This window comes from Bifidobacterium parmae, assembly GCF_002860365.1.
Taxonomy (GTDB): domain Bacteria; phylum Actinomycetota; class Actinomycetes; order Actinomycetales; family Bifidobacteriaceae; genus Bifidobacterium; species Bifidobacterium parmae.
The window spans coordinates 82,574-102,744 of record NZ_NMWT01000001.1 but is presented as its reverse complement, the minus strand read 5'-3'; the positions used below and the strand labels follow the sequence as shown (position 1 = coordinate 102,744).

The 20,171-nt window shown below is 53.8% G+C and carries 19 protein-coding genes; 17 read left to right on the top strand and 2 right to left on the bottom strand.

The features are described 5' to 3' along the window. Positions 1-74: 74 nt before the first annotated feature. On the bottom strand, positions 75-695 hold the full coding sequence (locus Uis4E_RS00410; protein ID WP_101616396.1) for a DUF4192 family protein: 621 nt from the start codon (positions 693-695) through the stop codon (positions 75-77). 485 nt (positions 696-1,180) lie between these two features. On the opposite strand from Uis4E_RS00410, the gene Uis4E_RS00405 reads away from it, so the two are divergent. The 17 genes from Uis4E_RS00405 to Uis4E_RS00335 all read left to right on the top strand — a co-directional run bounded on the left by Uis4E_RS00405 (position 1,181) and on the right by Uis4E_RS00335 (position 18,571). Next, positions 1,181-2,533 (top strand): sensor histidine kinase, encoded by a 1,353-nt coding sequence (locus Uis4E_RS00405; protein ID WP_243394253.1) that lies wholly within the window; start codon positions 1,181-1,183, stop codon positions 2,531-2,533. A 16-nt stretch (positions 2,534-2,549) separates the two neighbouring features. Continuing rightward, positions 2,550-3,257, top strand: a complete 708-nt coding sequence (locus tag Uis4E_RS00400) for a response regulator transcription factor (RefSeq protein WP_101616400.1) — start codon at positions 2,550-2,552, stop codon at positions 3,255-3,257. Between the two features lie 245 nt (positions 3,258-3,502). Further along, positions 3,503-4,186, top strand: coding sequence for an ATP-binding cassette domain-containing protein (locus tag Uis4E_RS00395; protein ID WP_240540846.1), 684 nt, complete (start codon positions 3,503-3,505; stop codon positions 4,184-4,186). Between the two features lie 170 nt (positions 4,187-4,356). Then, the gene (locus Uis4E_RS00390) at positions 4,357-4,485 is read left to right on the top strand and encodes a lasso RiPP family leader peptide-containing protein (RefSeq protein ID WP_106426817.1); all 129 of its coding nucleotides are present in this window, start codon (positions 4,357-4,359) and stop codon (positions 4,483-4,485) included. Between the two features lie 54 nt (positions 4,486-4,539). Further along, on the top strand, positions 4,540-6,129 hold the full coding sequence (locus tag Uis4E_RS00385) for an asparagine synthase-related protein (RefSeq protein ID WP_043164788.1): 1,590 nt from the start codon (positions 4,540-4,542) through the stop codon (positions 6,127-6,129). After that, positions 6,116-6,388, top strand: coding sequence for a PqqD family protein (locus Uis4E_RS00380; protein WP_043164786.1), 273 nt, complete (start codon positions 6,116-6,118; stop codon positions 6,386-6,388). Before Uis4E_RS00385 ends, Uis4E_RS00380 begins: the two co-directional genes overlap by 14 nt. After that, positions 6,385-6,813 carry a lasso peptide biosynthesis B2 protein gene (locus Uis4E_RS12370; RefSeq protein WP_081886553.1) on the top strand — a complete coding sequence of 143 codons (429 nt, stop codon included), beginning with the start codon at positions 6,385-6,387 and terminating at the stop codon, positions 6,811-6,813. The genes Uis4E_RS00380 and Uis4E_RS12370 overlap by 4 nt, the downstream gene beginning before the upstream one ends. 264 nt (positions 6,814-7,077) lie before the next feature. Next, positions 7,078-8,583 carry an ABC transporter ATP-binding protein gene (locus Uis4E_RS00370; protein ID WP_243394252.1) on the top strand — a complete coding sequence of 502 codons (1,506 nt, stop codon included), beginning with the start codon at positions 7,078-7,080 and terminating at the stop codon, positions 8,581-8,583. Positions 8,584-8,954: 371 nt separating this feature from the next. After that, on the top strand, positions 8,955-11,507 hold the full coding sequence (lanKC, locus tag Uis4E_RS11595) for a class III lanthionine synthetase LanKC (RefSeq protein WP_133125353.1): 2,553 nt from the start codon (positions 8,955-8,957) through the stop codon (positions 11,505-11,507). Then, positions 11,488-11,622, top strand: coding sequence for a hypothetical protein (locus tag Uis4E_RS12285; protein WP_257798101.1), 135 nt, complete (start codon positions 11,488-11,490; stop codon positions 11,620-11,622). Before lanKC ends, Uis4E_RS12285 begins: the two co-directional genes overlap by 20 nt. Before the next feature lie 63 nt (positions 11,623-11,685). Further along, complete coding sequence (locus tag Uis4E_RS00365) at positions 11,686-13,488, top strand: prolyl oligopeptidase family serine peptidase (protein ID WP_101621301.1); 1,803 nt, start codon at positions 11,686-11,688, stop codon at positions 13,486-13,488. A gap of 201 nt (positions 13,489-13,689) precedes the next feature. Then, positions 13,690-14,388, top strand: a complete 699-nt coding sequence (locus tag Uis4E_RS00360) for an ABC transporter ATP-binding protein (protein ID WP_243394251.1) — start codon at positions 13,690-13,692, stop codon at positions 14,386-14,388. Then, positions 14,381-15,805 (top strand): FtsX-like permease family protein, encoded by a 1,425-nt coding sequence (locus tag Uis4E_RS00355; RefSeq protein ID WP_101616323.1) that lies wholly within the window; start codon positions 14,381-14,383, stop codon positions 15,803-15,805. The genes Uis4E_RS00360 and Uis4E_RS00355 overlap by 8 nt, the downstream gene beginning before the upstream one ends. Before the next feature lie 32 nt (positions 15,806-15,837). After that, complete coding sequence (locus Uis4E_RS00350; RefSeq protein ID WP_043164778.1) at positions 15,838-16,236, top strand: DUF6591 domain-containing protein; 399 nt, start codon at positions 15,838-15,840, stop codon at positions 16,234-16,236. Positions 16,237-16,257: 21 nt separating this feature from the next. Then, the gene (locus tag Uis4E_RS00345) at positions 16,258-16,614 is read left to right on the top strand and encodes a hypothetical protein (protein ID WP_052119033.1); all 357 of its coding nucleotides are present in this window, start codon (positions 16,258-16,260) and stop codon (positions 16,612-16,614) included. A gap of 8 nt (positions 16,615-16,622) precedes the next feature. Continuing rightward, the gene (locus Uis4E_RS00340; protein WP_081886550.1) at positions 16,623-17,891 is read left to right on the top strand and encodes a sensor histidine kinase; all 1,269 of its coding nucleotides are present in this window, start codon (positions 16,623-16,625) and stop codon (positions 17,889-17,891) included. Continuing rightward, entirely contained in the window at positions 17,888-18,571 is a 684-nt protein-coding gene (locus Uis4E_RS00335; protein ID WP_043164775.1) for a response regulator transcription factor, read from the top strand. Before Uis4E_RS00340 ends, Uis4E_RS00335 begins: the two co-directional genes overlap by 4 nt. Before the next feature lie 156 nt (positions 18,572-18,727). Here the strand turns inward: Uis4E_RS00335 and Uis4E_RS00330 are convergent, their stop codons facing one another. Beyond that, positions 18,728-20,062 carry an ABC transporter substrate-binding protein gene (locus tag Uis4E_RS00330; RefSeq protein WP_043164978.1) on the bottom strand — a complete coding sequence of 445 codons (1,335 nt, stop codon included), beginning with the start codon at positions 20,060-20,062 and terminating at the stop codon, positions 18,728-18,730. Positions 20,063-20,171: the final 109 nt, after the last annotated feature.

Here is a 20,171-nt window from a genome sequence, read left to right as displayed (position 1 = left end):
AAAAACGGATGATTGGGATTGGTCGGGGTTTCCGACGTCGGAAGCCCCGACCGGATTGAATCCGCGTCCGACGCTCAGTGGCGGCGTTCCGTCCATGCGGGGCGGATGCCGTGTTCGCTGGCCGCGAGCACGAGGGATGCCAGCGAACAGTCGTCGTCCAAGGCCAAGGCCTTGAGCGCGCGCACCGCGGCGGCGGTCGAACGGTCGGCCATCCACAGCAGGTACGCGCACGACGCCATCGGCTGCGCCTCGTATCCGTCCGGGGCGTCGGCCGTCACTGATTCCAGCAACGCCGTCGCGCGTTCCCCGCGTCGCGTGTCCGGCTGGTAGTCGGCGTCCTTGAACGCCCGTGACAGTTCGCGCATGACCACGGCCGCCGATTCCATCGAATGCGGCTGGGCGTACAGCATGTGCAGTTCGCCGCCGCCCATTTCGCGCAGCGATGCGAGTATCAGCGCGTCCCGCATGCTCAGGCACTCGGTCATCAACACCGCCAGCGTGACGCGCTCCTCATGGGAGAAACCGCCCTCGTCGCGCGACAGCAGGCCGTTCCACCTGTCCATCAGGGGCGCGAACCACTTGTCGGCCGCTTGCGCCGGGCCAAGTTCACGCCGGTCCTGAAGGAACCCGTCGCGTACGCGTTTCGCCAGTCCGGTTCCCGCCGTGCGGGTATCCACCATGTCGTTCATGTCCATCGGTCCTTTCCGTGTGGTTTCCATTTCGGACACCACCCGCCTGCCATGCGCGTAGGCGGAGAGACCGGAGGCGTGGACCGCGACGATCCGGGCCGTAGCGAAGACGGCATGCTGGTTCGCCGTCGCAGCGCAGGCACGGGAGCGGCGCGGGACACGGCGCAGGGAACGCAGACGGAGCGCATGGCATGCTGGTGGTGGCCGCAAACCCCTCGTCAGATTCCGCGCGGCCCACCGCCGCGAGCGTGCGAGCGGCCAGACAGCACGGTCATGCGCGTAGCGCATGGCCCGGGGCCGCGTCCCCGCGCCGATTGCGGAGAGTATGTCGAACGGCCCCGCCTGGAGCATTCTCTCCGCAAGCGGAGCGGGAAGTCCGCGTAAGTTATTGTCATTCATAGATGTCAAACAGGAGCCAAGTCATGGACATGCGAGCCTCGAATCGTAGATAATGGGAAAGCTGTATTTTCGGACAACGAAGAAGGCGTAAGGTGCAGGTTGCGAGGAACCGCCTCATTATGGGCTCACGCCGGGGTAAGTCATCAGATGGGGGACAAACGCTGGCCGTCACCCCACGGGATCGATTGATCCTATGGCTTCGTCAGCTCAAAGGGGAACGCCTGCTTCGTTTCACGACGACTCTGATCTGCATCGTTGGCACGATGGGCGTGCTGATCCGCGATTATGTGAAAGAGCGGATGGCAATCGGCACAGGATATTCGTTTATCCGGTTCCTCAACGAAGGAGCGGGAATATGGTACTTCCTCATACTGCTGGTTTTAGGAGCCACAAACGTGACGTTAAGGTCCAGAAGCCCCGTGGCGTTGCTGGCCTTGGAATTCATTGAGCTCTCTCTGGGCGTCCTGTTCGGCGTTGGCCTGCACTCATACACGCAGGTCGCGCTTATCCTGGTGCTTTATCTGTGCATTCGGCTTCCCCTGTATGCTCAGGCCATGTGCGATCTGGCCATGATCTGCATGATCGCAATGCAATGCATCTATCCCTCCTATCTACAGCCTCAGTATTTGGCGTTACTGTATTCCGTCGCTTTGGCCGGCATCGCATCCTCACTGTTGTCCATAGCGCGGGACCGGCGAACGGCGAATAGACTGCTGTCTGAAGCACGGCGAAAGACCGCAATACTGGCGGAGGAGAGGAATCGTACGGAACGGCGCCTTCGCATGGCCAACGAGTTGCATGACAGTGTCGGCCATGGATTGACCTCGATCATCGCGTTATCGCAGGGAGGCGAGGACTGCATAAGGAACGGCGGCTATTCCGACTCGCAACTGGCCGATGTCTTAGCGGAGATCACATCGATTGCGAAGGACAGTCTGGGCGATACGCGCCGCATCTTAAAGGTCTTCAATGAAGAAGAATCGCAGCCGTCTTTGGAACAGATCGGTCTTGAACCAGTGAATCAGGATGACATCCTGCGTTTACGGGATTGGGACGATATCAGACCAGTACTGGAACACATACGCTCAACCGGAATCATCGTCGTGTTCACCGAAACAGGAAGACGCGTCGAGGATCCCCGCCGTTCGGATTTATGCTTCGCCGTCACTCGCGAGGCACTGACCAATGCCCTTCGGCACGGCGCGGGACTGACCCGCATTGCCGTCTCCTGGAATCATTACCGTGATGGCGGAACAGCAATCACGATCCGCAACGATGGACACGTCTCCGGACACGACACCACCGGCGAGGCATCCGGTCAAAACAGGAAGCCGACAGGTGGAACCGGACTGCAACGACTCTCCCAACGCCTTGCGAAAATGGGCGGCACCCTGTCCTATGGGCCATACGGCAATGGCTGGACGGTCAAGGCACTAATCCCCTGAAAGAAACGGAAGAACCATGAAGGATGCAAGAGACGACATCATCAAGGTCATGCTGGTCGATGACATGCGAGGGGCGCGAACCGGCTTCATGATGATGCTGAACAACGATCCGAACATCATCGTCAGCTCACAGGCCGCGGATGGCGCCCAAGCAATCGAATTCCTACGGCAATCACCGCAGCAACTGCCTGACGTGATTCTGATGGACGTGCGCATGCCCGTCATGGACGGCATAGAGGCGACGGGCATCATCAAGGAGCAATTCCCCCAAATCCAAATATTGATCCTGACCACATATGATGAGGACGATTACGCCTTCGACGGATTGGCGCGAGGGGCATCCGGATTCCTGCTCAAGGACGCAACCCCCAAACAGCTACGTGACGCCGTACACGCCGTGCATAACGGAGATGCAGTATTGACACCGAGAATCACCGGTGAAGTGCTCAATCGCGGGGTTCGCCCCATATCGGACAACACCCGTATCAAGCTGCTACGGAGCCTATTCGACGGACTTTCCAAGCGGGAACATGAAGTCGCGGAACTCGTGGCGGCAGGCTTGTCCAATCAGGAAATCGCGGAGCGCCTATTCATCGAAACGACATCGGTACGACGCACGGTAAGCCGCATATTGGCCAGAATGCATATGCGAGACCGAGTCCAAATCGCCATAGCCTGGTATCAATCGGGGTTGGACCAAATAACAGGCGGCAAACCAGCATAAAGATCACGATATTCATCTCAAGGATTGTGGTGTTTGTCATCTGAAGATGACAAACACCACAATCCTTTTATTGAGAAATAGAGCGAACTGGTTAACTGTCTATATCCGTCGCTCAAGCGAACGGAACAAACCTAGCATATATCACGTCACTTTTGCCATCCCCTAAGATAGGGCAGTATCCAAAAACCGTTAGGGGGGGGGGACTTCGATTATTGCGGCTCGGGTCAATCGAAGAAAGGAAAACGATGTGCCAGCTGCCCGATTCGGCTTCACCCATCATCGCGTTTGAGAGCGTCTCATTCAATCATGCCGGTCGCGAATTGCATGGGATCTCATTTGCCGCCTATGCAGGTCGAGTCACCGTTCTGATGGGGCCACATGACGCCGGCAAAACAACTGTTCTCCGGATGCTGTTGGGACTGGATATCCCGGATTCCGGATGCATATACACCTGTGGCAAACCCTATGGCACATCCCGTATACCCAAAAACGTTGTGAATGCAATGCCCGAAGCTATTTCACTGTCCCCGTATTACTCGGCCGGAACCTATCTTCGTTGGAAAGCGCTCTGGGCCAGAACACCTAATCCGGTTCTTGACGGCATCGTTCACATGACCGAACTGCAGAATCTTCTCACCGTCAAGCTCCGCGATCTCACCCCGATCGATGTCCTCAAAATGCGATTCGCTATAGCTCTGCTTCCCAACCCCAAAGCCCTGATCGTAGACGAACCGCTCCAGGCACTTGATCAATCGGGCACGAATTGGATCTGCGAGCAGATACGGAAGCAGGCGAATCGTGGCGTTGCGGTGCTCATCGCATCCGAACCGGACGGCAGACTGAAGCCGATTACCGATGATGTTGTGGTACTGGATAAAGGCACCGTGGTAAAAGAGGGTTCCCGCGGCCAGCTCTGGAAGGAAGACTGAAAAACGCCGGCGGATCACCCGCTCCCATAGGTCCATGTGTTTGGTGTTTGTCATCCGAAGATGACAAACACCAAACACATTCTTGGATGTACCATCCAAATCAGGTTAACTGGAATGGCATGCACCGGCATGCAATCCGGTTCCATATACAGAACATGAGGAGAACGAAGATGAAGGATTATGTGCCTCCTGTCGTTGAGGTCATCGCATCATTCAAGGAAGCAACCAATGGCGTATGGTTCGGCAACTATGTCGATGTTGGCGGAGCCAAGGCCCCGTTCCCTTGGGGATCGAACTGACCGAAACCCTGCATATATTGATGATCCCTAGCTGTATCAGGATAGGGAAACGTGATGCCGTTTACGCATAAGAACCCAAACCGTACCGTGATTGTCCGCGGCGGGAAGCCGACGGACCGTTCGAAGCTTCCCGCCTCCATCAGCATCAATGACGAGGGAACATGCGTCCAGGTTCCTCTGTTGAGTGGCGATCGCATGTTCTGGACCGTCTCCGAAGATGAAGTGCTCCTGTCGGACAGCGCCTTCCGGCTTGCAAGCATCACGAACGCCGATCTTGACCTGGAACGCATCATCATGGATCTGCTGCCTTCGCTCCCTGACAGCCTGCGAGGGGACAAATCCCCATGGAGGAACATACATTCCGTACCCGCCGCAACCACACTGCACCTCGACAAATCCAATAGGCCGCGATATACGAGAGCGGAACCTTCACCCATAAAACATGTTTCAAACGACGTAATTCTGGCATCGCTAAGGAGCCGTTTCCTGACGATCGCGGATGAGTGGCGCAATGAGGCACCACTATCCGCCGATGTGTCCGGAGGAGTGGATTCCGCCGCCATCGCATACATCTTCGCCAGTGAGGGGGTTCGTATGCCCCTGTATCATGAAACACCCGACGATCCAATGAATCAGGATTCCCGATGGGCCGAGCGAATCTCCGAGGACGTTCGGATGCCACTCATCAAAATCGGCCGAGTCGTGGATGGAAACAGATCATTCGAATCCACAGCCGAATATCCCAACAGAGAGATACCTGAAGAACCGGTCTTCTGGAGCGATATCGAAGGCTATCTCAGCCGAATCTCCGAAATGGAAGCAGACACAAGCCGTATCCATGTCACGGGTTTCGGAGGAGACGAGCTGTTCGCATCCATGCCATCCTCATCATGGAGTTGTCTGCGGGAACACCCGCTGCGGCTACGGGACATTCGAAGACAATACAGCGCCGATTACCGGGTCCCACCCTATCAGGCAATTCTCGATCTGACCGACAGCACCGATCTGCATGAGGAATTACGGTCATCGCTCCTGGACGCGGAACAAGATCATGGCCATCGCTCCTCGCCTTGTGGATGGCACGATGCCATACGCATTCCCGAATTCCTGACCGCGAAAGCCAGGGATACCCTATATGGCGCCATTGAATCACAATTGAAACACGCCGACATTCGGCCATTAAGCCCCGACCGAAGCCGTCATCAGGCGCTCTACTCTCTGTCAATGCAGGCACGAATGCTCAATCAGGTTAATCGGACGTTCGCCTCCGACGACATAACGTTCCGCTCCCCCTACCTGGACCGTGGAATCGTGGGCTATGCGCTATGCGCCCCAATCAGTGCACGCACCGAGGGAAATCTACACAAAGCCGTATTGTACCGGGCGCTCAAGGGTATAGTCCCCGAAACGATATTCCGGCGTCCCGTCAAAGGCGATCACTCATATTCACTGTATCTGGCATGGCAACGCTCGAAAGACACGCTGCTCGACTCAATCGCCGGCGGAGTGCTGGACGAAGAAGGACTGATCGATATACCAGCCGTACGGCGTCGAGCTTCCATGCCGATGCCTGACATCACGTTTCTGTTTGAAATGCAACGAGTCGCGGCAGTGGAAAGGTGGCTAAGACATGCAAACCGATAACACGATGGCGAACACCAGCCTGAAAGACCAGATATCCCTATATCCCAAAGAGGGAGGGGCAATCGTATTCGTCAACGACACCGGCGAATACCTGCAGGTCAACGAAATAGGCCGAATCATCCTCGACGGTCTGATGCACGGCAAAACCGTCGAGGATTGCATGAACGCAATCGCCGAAGAATATCAGACCGACAGACAAATCATCGTCCGGGATACGGAACGATTCCTCGCCGATATAGGGAAGCACGTGCGCCTATGAGTATCCCTCTACAGCCGGAAGCAACCACACGCGTCAACTTTCACGACCGCCTGGTGGCGCTGATTGCCATCATTATCGGAAGACGGATGGAACGACAACGAATCGGAAAGTTCTGCCGCCGGCTTGAAACGTGGTCCGAACGGTATCCGCCAGCCGATGCCGACATGGCGAAGCGTTACCGCAACGCCGTATGTTCGGTAAGCCGCAGATGCCGCAGCCAGCAGGGTTGTCTGCTTCGGTCGCTCTCCACGGCGGCGGCATGCCGCATATCTCGCCGATCCGTCACATGGTGCACCGGGTTCACCGATCGTCCCTTTCGCGCACACGCCTGGGTCGAAGCCAACGGCATACCCATCGGCGAACCTGATGCCGTCAGACGGTACACCATCACCAGAACCAGTTCCGAACGGAAAGATACGCAATGACCGCCAACGACCCGGACGACACCATGCACATGAAACATGCCTCCATGTACAATCTGATTTCTCCTCTCCGAAAATACCGAGGACGGCTGGCACTCATCCTATGTCTTGGAGCCATAGGAGCCGTTATGACGCTGCTCGTGCCTAAGTACATGACCAACTTCTTCCAGAATGGTGTATTCCAGGTTCCCCAGTGGCCCGTCATTGCCGGAATGCTGTTATCTCGTCACCGCTTCAGGAGCTATATCAGCCCTACAGAACTACCAATTGCAGAGCACAGGGGAGGATATCGTAAGGGATGCTCGTCTCGCACTAAGCAAACACCTGCTACGTCTGCCCATACGCGAATACGATCAACGTGACTCCGGCGACCTGCTCAGCCGTGTCGGCAACGACACCTCACAACTGCGTAATGCATTCATGCAGTGCACATCAGCCCTTGCATCAGGTTTCATCACCGTCATCGGTTCCGCTGCGTTTATGGCAATGCTTGACCCGATCCTATTCGGCACAGCGATCACCTTGCTCCTTACGGTATTCACGCTCATGCTGCTGTCCGCTAAATTCATCGAACGAGCAAGCTATGACAGCCAATACACGCTCGGCGACCTTACCTCCACGCTCAATCGTGATCTCGCCGGCATCCGCACCATACGCGCTTCAAACGGCTTCGAGAACGAGAATAAGGTTATTGCCGCCTTGATCAACCGCGTCCGCCTGTCCGGACTCAAGATTGCCAAAATCCAGTCGATCGTCAATCCACTGGCCACGATAGCCCTGCAACTCGCAGCTATCATTGTGTTCGGTCTGGGATTATGGCGCGTAACCACAGGGCTGCTATCCGTAGAGAAACTTACTCAGTTCATCATGTTGCTGTTCATCAGCATCTCACCGCTCAGCCAGATCATTTACGCAGGCTCACAAATCGGCAATTCAATGGCCGCAATGAACCGTATACGGGAAATATTGGATATTCCCGAAGAAAAGGACTCTGACACCGTCGTCGCAACAATCAATGAACATATGCCGCTGGCACACAGCGGGCCCCGTCCGCCAGCGGTGGAATTCCAACACGTCTACTTCTCCTATGGATCCAAACCAATTCTGCGTGACCTGAATCTCTCCATATCCCAAGGAAGTGTCACGGCACTTGTCGGGCCCTCAGGGGCAGGGAAAAGCACGATCCTGCAACTTATCGAACGTTTCTATGATCCTTCCAGCGGAAATATCAATGTACTCGGTAAGGACATAACAACCTGTGATCGAGACGATTTACGCAGCCACATCGCATACGTGGAACAGGATTCACCGGCACTGTCCGGTAGCATACGAGAGAACCTACTTCTCGGATCAAACGATTGTAGCGATGATGAATGCCGACGGGTATTGGAATCCGTGAATCTCTCCCATCTGCTAGATCGATCCGACAAAGGTCTTGATATGCAGATAGGGGAAAACGGAATCATGCTATCAGGCGGAGAACGCCAAAGACTCGCCATAGCCCGCGCCCTTCTTTCCACGGCAAAAATCATCCTGCTCGACGAAGCCACCGCAAACCTGGACGCCGATAACGAACGCCTTATCACTCAGCTATTGACTCAGGTAGAAGGCCGCACTTTTATTATCGTTGCGCATCGACTCGCCACGATAATTGACTCCGATCTTATATATGTACTTAATCAAGGGCGGATTATCGGATCGGGAACCCATAAACAACTTTTTAAAACGGCACCATTTTATCGCAATCTCGCAACGGAACAATATATCTCATAGCTAAAAGAAATTTGGCGATTTATTACAATAATTCCTCATCTAACTATAAAATATAGTTATTTTATATATGCTGCATATATATCACTTTTCACCGATTACAACCGATTGGACATCTACACAAAATACACTATGTTCCGCTAGGTCAAATAAGCAACACTCTGACTAACTCTATAACAAATACAGACATAAACTATACAAAAAATGTATATATCATCATATGATGACAAGGCCGACGACTGGACGGAAATCTATATCGACTCTTATCTCTTGTCATCTGGAGATAACAGATAACCCACAACGGGTCGCGCGGCACGCGAATAGGTGATGTAATAAAAATGTCATAAGCCATTAATAAGGAAAGAGACAGAATCGTGCCCATCGACCTAAAATATATCCCATTCTGTCAGTCCAACAGTTCCTTCTATGAGCCACCAGATCGTCAATCTTCGCCAAGACTTGATGATGAAATTCACTTTCCAAATAATTGGAAGATATATAAAGGTACCCCATGGACAAATTGTCGTCCTAGTAATGTTAAAATTCCGGAACAGGGATGGAAGATTCACATCTCGGCAACTCTTTGGAATTATGAAAAGATATTAAGAGAAGTATCAAATTATTGTTTTTCAAAAAAAGTCGCATTTAAATATCTATCAACAAAAGCTGATTTTTTTGATCAAAACAGTAAATATACCGATAGGGCTGCTGCCGGAAAATATATTACAATATATCCAGTAAACGAATTGGAGTTTCATTCTACTCTCAATGGGTTAGACGACATTATTGGGAATGAGTCAGGACCCTATATCCTTTCGGATAGACGTTGGAGGAACGGGCCTATATTCTATCGCTTCGGCGCTTTTATCCCGCCTAAGGATAAGACAAAATATATAAGTGTATTGAAAAGGCCCGACGGAGTCGAGGAAGAAGATGTACGTCGTCCTACCTTTATCGTGCCGGATTGGGTGAAAATACCGGAATTTCTACACGAATCCATAGAATCTCAATCTATACCATTCCCATTCGAGATGAAATCAGCTATGCATTTTTCATGCGGTGGAGGTGTGTATACCGCAGAGGCGTTGACGGATGAATACGTTTCAAAAGGAACTATCGTTGTACTAAAGGAGGCGCGACCATATACGGCGCTTGATTCCGACGGCCATGATGCTGTATATCGTTTGAAGCACGAAGAACATGTCTTATCCGAATTACAAGATACGGGCTTTGTGCCTCAGGTATTCGGAATGTTTAGAGCATGGGAAAACCTTTATCTCGTGATGGAGAAAATACCAGGAAACAACCTTAAGTATGAATGCATGCTTAGAACTCCCATACTAAAGCCAGCTCCTTGGAAACTAGATAATGCTGCCTTTGGGCAATGGGTTGATCATACCGTTTCACAGCTTGATAAAGCAATGTCGCTCTTTCATCGACACGGATGGCTTCTTGGTGATATTCACCCTAAAAATATCATTATGGAAAACGGAGTTAATCCTATATTTATTGATTTTGAATTCGCGCACAAAATGGATAAAGGATGGCGAATTAAACAAATAGCACCAGGATATGGTCCTCTGACAGGGTTTACCGGCACCGACGCAGATTTTTGTTCATTAGGGTTGCTGGAGTTAGATATGCTTCTTCCTCAAGCCACCATTACAGATCAGGGCAATGAAGGAAGCATTATACGAATCGCTAGACACGCGCAGAGTCATCTCGATATTAACGAAGACTCCATCGAATCTATAATTCAAAAGACATCTAAAAATACTCAGCTATCCTTGGATCAGCGAGCTGTCAATCTCGCTTCTATTGAAGATTTAATACATGGACTAGCTCGGGGAATAAAGGCACACCTTCATTTTGATGAAGGCGCTACAGTTGCTCTACCCGGTGATATAGAACTATTTGGCCCTAATGCTGTACAAGCCTCGGTGGGATACCCTTATGGCGTTGCGGGTGCTTTGTCGACGTTAGCTTTGGCAGGTGATCCAATAGATTCCGCATCGGTTCAAAAAGCATCTCAATGGATTTTAAATCATCTTTCGGGCGTTAAAAACCGAGGATTCGCCGGCAAAGATGGTTTGGAGTATGGCTTACGCATGGCGGGATTTGATGAACTCGCTCGAGAAGCACATTCTTTGCCCGTGGCAAACCCCATTAATCCTACTTATTGGTCCGGATGGGCTGGCGTCGGCCTAAATGACCTAAGTATCGGGTCGAATAAATCATATGATGAACTATTTTTAGCCTCATCAAAGTTGCAGAACATGCTTACCAACGATGTCGAATGTGAATCCGCTGGATTATTATATGGCTGGTCTGGCACGGCCTTATTGTGGGCCGAAATCTATAGAACGGTTGATCGAGATGAAAAATATGTGGATTATGCACTACATGCAATACAAAACGATATTAAAAAATGTGTTTTGACCCAAAATATGACCATGGAATACGATGAAAAGTGGAGAACTCTGCCATATCTGGGAACCGGGTCATGCGGTATTGCAATCGCTTTATATGCCTTGCGAAAAGCGACCGGAGAATGTCTCTTGGACAAAGAGTATGAGTCCCTAGTTCGCGCATGCACCTACTATCAGTGTGCACAGGGAACATACGCATATGGTATGTCAGGCTTTTTGACTTTTCTGAATGCAAAGGACGATAAAAGCAAGCTGGAATATCAGGTAATTAACTCATATTGCGATTCTCTTCGACTATTTATCATTCCAAGTAAAGGCGGTTTTTATGTCCGAGGAAATCAAGGACTAAAACTGTCGTGTGATTTTCTGACCGGATCCGCCGGAGTCCTCGGATCTCTTGCCGCACTCCAGGGGAAATGGTCAGGCATACCGTTCCTGTCATGGAACGATTCCTTAGATATTAGAAAGGAGGTGCACAATGGGAAACAACGTTCTTGATTTTCAAATCTTGACTGCTGACGGCGAAACGGATGATGCAGCACGTATCAGCACGTTTAGCTTCAATGGCCCCTGCCCGGGCCTGCCGAGTACCTTGACCTACAGCAACTGCTGACAAGACAAGTGTCTGGCACCAATTCGCAAAATTGATGCCAGACACTTTTGCAATGGAGTAACTATGAAGTGTACAACACTCAATCAACCCATCAAATTGTATGAAGAATTCTCTGACAAGTATCGCAGCAAGGCGCAACAACTTTGTGAACATTTAATAGAGGATACAAATAATTTTCATTATTCCAGTAATCAATCGCTCGAATTAATGCAAATTAATAATGAACTAGTAATTCATTTCAAGGATGATCCGTCGCAATATATTCATTTATGTCAAAAACCGATTGGAAGAATATCTGGTTTTTACATTAATTCAGAGAAGACAATAGCGGCATTATTAACGCAGATGCCAAAAACTGATTTGTACACTATTTCATTATATGAATTGAAAAAGCAATCCGCCAATATTCTTCTGAGGTGCAACAATGTTGTACCTCAGATAAGAACGACATACCATTCTATCTATTGGATTAATAAAAGCAAATCAAATCGCCCGTATAAACTAATGATGGCAAACAAGTGTGGCATCATTGAAGTATACGGCACAAATAGTGAATATGATATATTATCTTTCGTTTGCAGTAATGATGCGGTTATTGTTATAAGAATGACGCACGGAGACAATTCTCGTATGCTGTTTTTCGATGATTTCGGCGAAAGAGACACACGCTTTAGGGAAATTACTGCATCACTCCCCATTGATTCGATGGAGATTACAAATACTCTTCTATATGCTATCGTCAATAACCAACTTCTAATTATTAACTTTTTTAACGATATACATGATAGGCAAATGATTCAGTCTCCCCATGGATTTATTCCTAAATCATTGCAAAAGCGTAATGGGATTGTTTATGTGATAGGACGCCTATCGGGCGACTCCGCCATCTGGATTCCATCTCTCGGACAAAATGGGATATGGAAAGCTCCTCCTTGTGGAGTTATTAGTTTTCTTGGATTTCAGGATAGATTCCCTGTTTTCTGCATATCATCTCCAATCCATCAAACGCAAATTGTAACAGGAAATAGGAAAGGATTCTTAGAGGCTGTATCGTCCACACCTAATATTCACTGTCGCAAAATTATTATCCGGAGTAGAGATCAAACAAATATTCCCATTACACTTTTTTATAGACTTGATAGTATTCTCGAGCAGTCTCCTATTCTATTGATGGCATACGGATGTTATGGAATCGCACTTGAGGGAGCCTATGACCGTTTGATTTCATATGTCATACAGTCCGGCATAACTGTTGCCTTCTGCCATATTCGAGGTGGGGGCGAGTATGGGGAGGAATGGCATAGGCAAGCGATAAAAAACAATAAGTTCATATCTATCAATGATTTTCTCGATTGCACTAAAGGATTGATTGCAAATAACTTATGTGACGCCAAACGCATTGGAGCAGTGGGTTCAAGCGCCGGCGCTTTGGTTGTTCTTTCTGCCGCATTGCGCCGCCCGGATTATTTCAAAATTGTTCAATTATCGCACCCTTTTTTAACACCGGAATTGATTCTCACAAACCCCGACAATCCACTTACAATTAGCGATTGGGATGAATTCGGATATCCATCATCATCTTCTTGCTATGACTCGTTTTCACCTTTGGCGCAATTGCGGCGTCTTCCAGCTGATTTTTCTAATCAAGCTCCTGACATTTGGATTACTGCCGGCAAGAATGATATAAAGGCGCCTCTCTTATATACGGAACAATGGCTGAATTCATATTCGGCTATTGTTCCGTCCGCACATAATTCGGTGTTTTTGCAACTTTTAGATGAAGGACATCACAATTCTGATGATTCTTTGACCGGTGGCTGTTTATCAACTATATGGTTACTCGACTCTCTCTTCGACACAGATTGACATCTTTTGATGTCAATCGTCTCTCCGGCATAGACGATTGACTCGTCTTTATGGATACTGTCGGCAGTAGCACTCTCGTAGGAAGGATTCTCGTCCATGAAAAAACAACCAAATGACTTCATTGGGGTAAATACATATTTATCGATTCAGGCGCGTGGGCTGGTCAAGCGTGTGGTTTCCGCTGATGGTTCCAGTCCGAGTGTGATTCTCAATGATGTCTCGTTGGATATTCCCGGTGCCGGGTTGACGGCGATCGTCGGGCCTTCGGGTGCGGGCAAGACCTCTCTGTTGTACGTGTTGTCCGGTTTGGACAGTCCCGACTCGGGCCGGGTCGTCATCGGCGGCACCGACATCTACGCGTTGGACGAGGAGCGTCGTTCGCGGTTCATCCGCGGGCATATCGGTTTCGTGTTCCAGCAGTACAACCTCGTGCCGTATCTGACGGTCGAGGAGAACGTGATGCTGCCGCTCTCGCTCGCTCATCGCAAGGCCGACTACGTGCATGTCACGCAGCTGTTGTCCCGGTTCGGTCTGCGCCAGAGGGCGAGGACCGTGGTGAGCGCCCTGTCCGGTGGAGAGCAGCAGCGCGTGGCCCTGTGCCGGGCCCTGCTCTTGCGTCCGTCGGTGGTGTTCGCCGACGAGCCCACCGGCGCGCTCGACACCGCGAACAGCGAGCTCGTGCTGCAGGTGCTGCGCGAGCTGGCGGATTCGGGTTCCAGCGTGGTCATGGTCACGCATGACACGGATGCCGCCGCACTGGCCGACCGCGTAGTCTTCCTGCGTGACGGCGGGATCACCCACGTCGCGGGCAGGCTGACCGCCGGGCAGATCGTCGAGGGCATGCGCCGCACGTTCGAGCCGCCCATGTCGCAGCACGGTCAGGAGGTTCGCCGTGGGTAGGTATGTGCTTCGCGTGTTCCGCGACAATCTCGCGGGTTGGGTGCCCACGATCATGGTGGTCGCGGTGGTGACCACGCTGGTGGGCGTGTGCATGAACCAGTTCGTGTGGACCTCGTCGCCGTCGTTCGCGTCGGCCGCCCGGCTGGCGGGTTTGGATCCGGCCGAGTTCGCCATGGTGTCGGTCACGATCTATGTCGTGGTGGCGTTGCTTGCGTTCTTCTCGCTCACGGTGGTCGGTTCGGCCACGGTTGACCGCATCCGCGGCACGTTCGCGCAATGGCGTCTCATGGGCGCCAGCCCGAGCCAGGTGCGTGCGGGCATGTGGATGCTCGTGGGCGTGGCGAGCTTCATTGGCTCGCTGCTCGGTTCACTGATCGCGATGCCGGCCAGCCTGCTCGCGGTTCCCGAGTTCGACGCGATGGCCGCGGAGAGCTTCGCCGGCGGGCTCGGCTCGTTCGTCCCTCCCGCGTTCGCGCCGTCCGTGGCGGCATGGCTCGGCTCGCTGCTGTTGGGCGTGGTCACGTGCATGCTGGGCGCGTTTGTGCCCTCGATGCGTGCGGCGAAGGTCCGTCCCATCGAGGCGATCCGCGGCAAGGACGCGCCGATTGGACGGCGTGGATGGCGGTATTGGGTGCGCTGGACGCTGGGACTGGTTGTCATGGCGGCGGCGCTGGTATTGGCGTTCTCCGGCATGGGCATGCCGCGCGCCCGCGCGTTCGGACAGGAGGCCGGCCAGACGTTCAACGGCGCATTATGGGCCGGGATCATCGCGTCGTTCGGCATGTATGTCCTCGCCGGCGTGCTGGTCCCGATCCTGTTGGACGCGGGACGCGTCATGTGCCGCCTGTGCGGGTCGGCGACCGGCGTGCTCGCGGCCCGTGCCGCTAGGGCGAAGGCCGTGTCCAGTATGAACACCATCGCCCCGCTCGCACTGGCTCTGGGATTGTCCGCGACCCTGCTGACCTGCGCGCGGTCCTACGGGCGGATACTGGCCCTGGGTGGCCATCCGACGAGCCTGAACTACGCGGACTCGCTGCTGATGATCGCGATGCTGTGCATCGTGTCCCTGGCCACGAGCCTGGCCGTCATCGCGTTGTCGAACCGCGGCATGGTCGCCGACCAGGCGCTGCTGCGCAGCATCGGCATGTCGCCGCGCCGGGTGACGCGCATGATCCTGTGGCAGAGCCTGCAATTGGCCGCCGGCGCGGTCGTCCTCGCGCTCATCCCGGTCGCCGTCAGCTCGCTCGTGCTCGCCACACGCTCCATCACGCTCGTCGGTGTTCCGGTGGCCGAGATCCCGTGGACCGGTGTGATCGGCGCGGCAGCGGCCTGCTGGCTGGCGTTGTTCCTCATCCAGTACATGCAGATCCGCCCCGCGTTGCGCCGCAGCGTGGCCGACGCGATCAGAAGCCGTTGACGGCACCGGATTCGGAAAAGGAGGATGAGATCATGCCTGTCCGATACACGGCCATGCCGAGGCGAGCCCCGGTGTCCATGCTGCTCGCGTTCCTGCTAATCCTGACGGCCTTGTTCGGGCTGGCGGCGTGCGGCTCCGTCCAAGGCTCCTGGCCGGACGGCCAGTATGCCGGCCGGGTGCCCGAACCCGATCGGGTGACGACCCGTATCAGGGACGAGACCGACAACGGCTATCTGATCGACGTGTCATGGACCATCGCCGAGGCGAAGGACTACGCGCGAAAGATCAAGGACGCGGGCTTCACCCGCAACGCCACCGAGGAGGAACAGGCCGGCGTATACGACTACACGGCCGACGACGGCATCGTCAAGGTCTCCATCAGTGCATTGCCTGGTGACAACGGCACCATCAACATCAACAAGCTCCAATGACACTCAAAAGGATCGGCGCTCATGGACATTCCCGCACATCACGAACCGTCACCCGGCAAGCCCCTGTCGGCGTCACCGCCCGTCCCGGAGCCCGGCCGGCCGAACCCGCCCCAACCGTTGCAAGCCGCGCCGAACGATTCGATCGTCGGATTCCTGCTGCTCGGACTGTTCCTGTCCCTGCCCGGCGTGCTGATCGCGTGGATCACCGGCCGCGACGGGCACGGATGGGAGCATGGCGGCCGCGTCGCCGCATGGATCGGGGCGCTGCTCTCGCCGTTCGTATGGCTGGCCATCATCATCGTATTCACTTTGTTGTTCACCGGTTCGGTCACGATGCTCGGCTGCCTGATGCCCGGCGCGGACTGTCTCGCCCAGTAAGCACGCCGATGACCCGGCGAGACGGCACAGTGGATCGTATGGAACGGCAAACGGTGAACGTCGGCAGGGTCACGGCCACAGCCATGCCATTATGCGTGCTCGCGGTCGAGGTCATGATGCTCATGTGGGAGCGCATAATCGGCACCCCATTGGACCCGATGTACACGCTCGCCAAGCAGACCGGCGGATTCGTGCTGCTGTTGCTGGCCCTGTGCCTGTCATGCTCGGTCTTGATGTTCCGTTACCGGGTCCCGTCCGTCACATTGATGTCGCAGCTCGTCCTGACCCTAATGCTGTCCTTCTGGCATGCGGACTCGATTCTGCTGGTCCAGCTGGTCGCGGCGTTTTACGCGTTCATGCGCACGACCGGGGAACGCCGCATGTACATCGGATCCCTCGCGACGACGTTGGCCGTGACCTTGGCGACGTTCATGTCATGGCCCGCCAGCCAGTTCCTCGGCGAATGGCCTGGCCGCATCCTCCTACTCGCCCTCGCCGGCGCGATCGCCCTGGCGCACCGCGGCATGGTTCAAGCCAGGAGAGCCACGGCCGCCGCCGGCCTGGAACACCGGCGCGCGCAGACCGCCGTCAAGCAGCGTGACGCCGCGGTGCGTCGTTCGCGCATCGCCGGACAGCTGCACGACAGCGTGGGTCACGGGTTGACCACGATCATCGCTTTATCCGAGGGATTGAGCGGTAAGACCGGCGACCCGCGCGTGGACGAGGCCCTGAAAGGCATCAACGAGATCGCACGGGAAAGCCTGGCGGACACGCGCAAGGCCGTGCGCGCACTGACTGAAACCGACACGACCGACGAAGACCCTGCTGAACCGGGATCCCGGAGCATGCGTTCATGGGATGACATCCGTCCGATCCTCGCACATGCCCGCACGCTCGGCATCATCACCATATTCACCGAAACCGGCATCCGCGCCGACGACGAACCCCAGGCGGACCTCTGCTTCGACGTGACCCGAGAGGCCATAACCAACGCCATCCGCCACGGCAGACACGTCACGCATCTCAACGTCTCATGGAACCACCAGCCCAACGGAGTCACCGTCATCGTCCGCAACGACGGAGCCACCGGTGCGGCGCAAGCCGTCGCACCCGATGACGGCACCGGATTGGCCGGACTGTCACGGCGCGTGCAAGACGCCGGCGGCACGTTCGCCTATGGGCCGGTCGATGGCACCGAATGGCAGGTCAAAGCGGTCATTCCCCCAACCGGGAACATGACCGGGAAGCAACCGGCCGAAAGGAAGATTCAACCATGATCCGTGTGATGCTCGTAGACGACCAGAGACTGGCACGCCTCGGTTTCCAGCTCATGCTCGACGACGTGACCGACATCACCGTCATCACCTCAGCGGAAAACGGGCAATCCGCCATCGACACACTCAACCAGTTGGATGCCAATCACCGGCCATTGCCCGACGTGATCCTCATGGACGTGCGCATGCCCGGCATGGACGGCATCGAAGCAACCCGACACATCGCCAGACACTGGCCCACCATCAGAACCCTCATCCTCACCACCTACGACGAAGACGACTACGCCTTCGGCGGGCTCGACGCTGGAGCCAGCGGATTCCTACTGAAAGACATAAGTAAATCACAATTAATGGAATCGATAAAAGCTGTTTTTGAAAATGGTAAAATTCTTACTCCACGAATAACAAAGAAACTAGTAGAATATCAACAAAGCAAATTCATTTTTCAAGACCAACAAAATATATTTATTGAATCATTCAAGAGTCTTACTACTAGAGAGCGTGACATATGTGCCTTAATCGCACAAGGACTCAGTAATGAAGACATAGCAAAAAAACTATTTCTGGAAACCAAATCAGTCAAACGCTATGTTAGTCGAATTCTATCGAAACTTCATCTTTCAAACCGCACCCAAATTGCAATCAATTGGATTAAATCGGGTGTTTTTACACAACTGAAATAGTGACTTCAATTCAAACATAGGCCCATGTCAATATTTCACACATTTATGAAATGTGCTTAACATGAAGTATCCATCTAATTACGAGTATAATTTATATACTCCTTTATAATACTATATGAACCATAGCTAATTTCTTACAGGAGTCATCTTTGTAATCTATTCATCTTGAAACGATGCAAATCCTTGGTCAGCGGCATAATTTCTTAGCGCTATCTGCCATTTGCCAGCAGCAGTCCTGAAATCGGTCTTGCCGGAGAAGAACGATCCCATATTGTCGTTGTAGATGGAGCGGGCGTAGGGTTCGAAGGGCAGAAACTCCCATTTGCCGGTGACGTTCTTGGCGGCCTGGGAGAAGACCTCGTTGTATTTCTGTCCGCCGAAGAACTCGTTGTCGCTGCCGTCGGCGTTCCTGAGCGTGGTCTTGGCGAGGAAGTCCTTCTGGTCGAGGGTCTTGGTGGTGGCGGGGAAGCTGCCGTTGGATACGCGGGCGTCGATGCCTTCGTCGTTGGTGGTGACGTATTCGACGAACTTCTTGGCGGCGTCGAGTTTGCCGTCGGGGATCTTCTTGGTGATGGCCAGTCCGCTGCCGCCGTATTCGCCGTTGATGGGCGTTCCGTCGATGGTGGGTAGGAGGGCTACGCGGAATTTGCCGGTGGCTTGGGGCACGCCCTGCAGGAGGTTGTTGGCCATCCATGCGCCGCTGATGAGGCTGGCGATGGAGCCGTCGCCCAGTGACTTCATCCAGTCGTCGGTCCAGGTCTTCGTGTGGACGTCGATGAGGTCTTCGTCGCGCATCTTCTGCCAGAGGTTCATGAACCGCTGGGCGCCCTTGTCCTTGGTGATATTGATGGTCAGTTTGTCGTCGTTGAGTTTGTAGGCGTGGCCGCCCATGGCCCACATCATCGCGTTGAACAGGCCGGCGTCGCCGGAGTCGGAGGTGATGTAGGAGCCGGTGGCGCGGATCTTCTTCGCGTCTTCGTAGAACTCGTCCCAGGTGGTCGGTGGTTGGCCGATACCGGCCTTGTCGAACACGTCCTTGTTGTAGAAGTAGGCCATGGGGCCCGAGTCGGCAGGCATCGCGTACAGGCCGCCGTTGATGTTCACGGAGTTCCATGTGCCGGGAGTGAACGTGTCCTTGAACTTGACGGTGTCGTAGACCTTGCTCAGATCCATGAGCGTGTCCGAGTGCACGAACTGCGGGATGGCGAGGTATTCGATCAGGGTGACGTCGGGCAGGCCATTGCCGGCCTGGGCCGCGTTGTTGAGCGCGGTGTAGGTCTCCTCGGTGCTGCCGACGTTGCTCACCTTCACCGTGATGTCGGGGTTGGCCTTCATGAAGTTTTTGGCGGCGCGATCGATGCTGGCGTCCCACGACCATACCGTCAGTTCGGTCTTGCCCGAGCTTGTTGTCGTGTTGCCGCATCCCGCGAGAGGGATGAGCAGCGCTCCGATGGCGGCCGTGGCGATGGCTGCGCGTGTGGTGTTGTTCATGTTGGTCTTCTTTCCGTGCTCGACCATCTTTGGCCGTATGTCGCAACTATTTTGTTTGGATGTCGAACATGATTATGTACAAAGATGGGAAACTTGTCAAAGTGCCGGG

What these genes read in the sequence shown, in the direction of transcription:
- Uis4E_RS00410 (WP_101616396.1), bottom strand. Translation starts at nt 695, where the DNA reads ATGGACATGAACGACATGGTGGATACCCGCACGGCGGGAACCGGACTG.
- Uis4E_RS00400 (WP_101616400.1), top strand. Translation starts at nt 2,550, where the DNA reads ATGAAGGATGCAAGAGACGACATCATCAAGGTCATGCTGGTCGATGAC.
- Uis4E_RS00395 (WP_240540846.1), top strand. Translation starts at nt 3,503, where the DNA reads ATGTGCCAGCTGCCCGATTCGGCTTCACCCATCATCGCGTTTGAGAGC.
- Uis4E_RS00390 (WP_106426817.1), top strand. Translation starts at nt 4,357, where the DNA reads ATGAAGGATTATGTGCCTCCTGTCGTTGAGGTCATCGCATCATTCAAG.
- Uis4E_RS00385 (WP_043164788.1), top strand. Translation starts at nt 4,540, where the DNA reads ATGCCGTTTACGCATAAGAACCCAAACCGTACCGTGATTGTCCGCGGC.
- Uis4E_RS00380 (WP_043164786.1), top strand. Translation starts at nt 6,116, where the DNA reads ATGCAAACCGATAACACGATGGCGAACACCAGCCTGAAAGACCAGATA.
- Uis4E_RS12370 (WP_081886553.1), top strand. Translation starts at nt 6,385, where the DNA reads ATGAGTATCCCTCTACAGCCGGAAGCAACCACACGCGTCAACTTTCAC.
- Uis4E_RS12285 (WP_257798101.1), top strand. Translation starts at nt 11,488, where the DNA reads ATGGGAAACAACGTTCTTGATTTTCAAATCTTGACTGCTGACGGCGAA.
- Uis4E_RS00365 (WP_101621301.1), top strand. Translation starts at nt 11,686, where the DNA reads ATGAAGTGTACAACACTCAATCAACCCATCAAATTGTATGAAGAATTC.
- Uis4E_RS00350 (WP_043164778.1), top strand. Translation starts at nt 15,838, where the DNA reads ATGCCTGTCCGATACACGGCCATGCCGAGGCGAGCCCCGGTGTCCATG.
- Uis4E_RS00345 (WP_052119033.1), top strand. Translation starts at nt 16,258, where the DNA reads ATGGACATTCCCGCACATCACGAACCGTCACCCGGCAAGCCCCTGTCG.
- Uis4E_RS00340 (WP_081886550.1), top strand. Translation starts at nt 16,623, where the DNA reads ATGACCCGGCGAGACGGCACAGTGGATCGTATGGAACGGCAAACGGTG.
- Uis4E_RS00335 (WP_043164775.1), top strand. Translation starts at nt 17,888, where the DNA reads ATGATCCGTGTGATGCTCGTAGACGACCAGAGACTGGCACGCCTCGGT.
- Uis4E_RS00330 (WP_043164978.1), bottom strand. Translation starts at nt 20,062, where the DNA reads ATGAACAACACCACACGCGCAGCCATCGCCACGGCCGCCATCGGAGCG.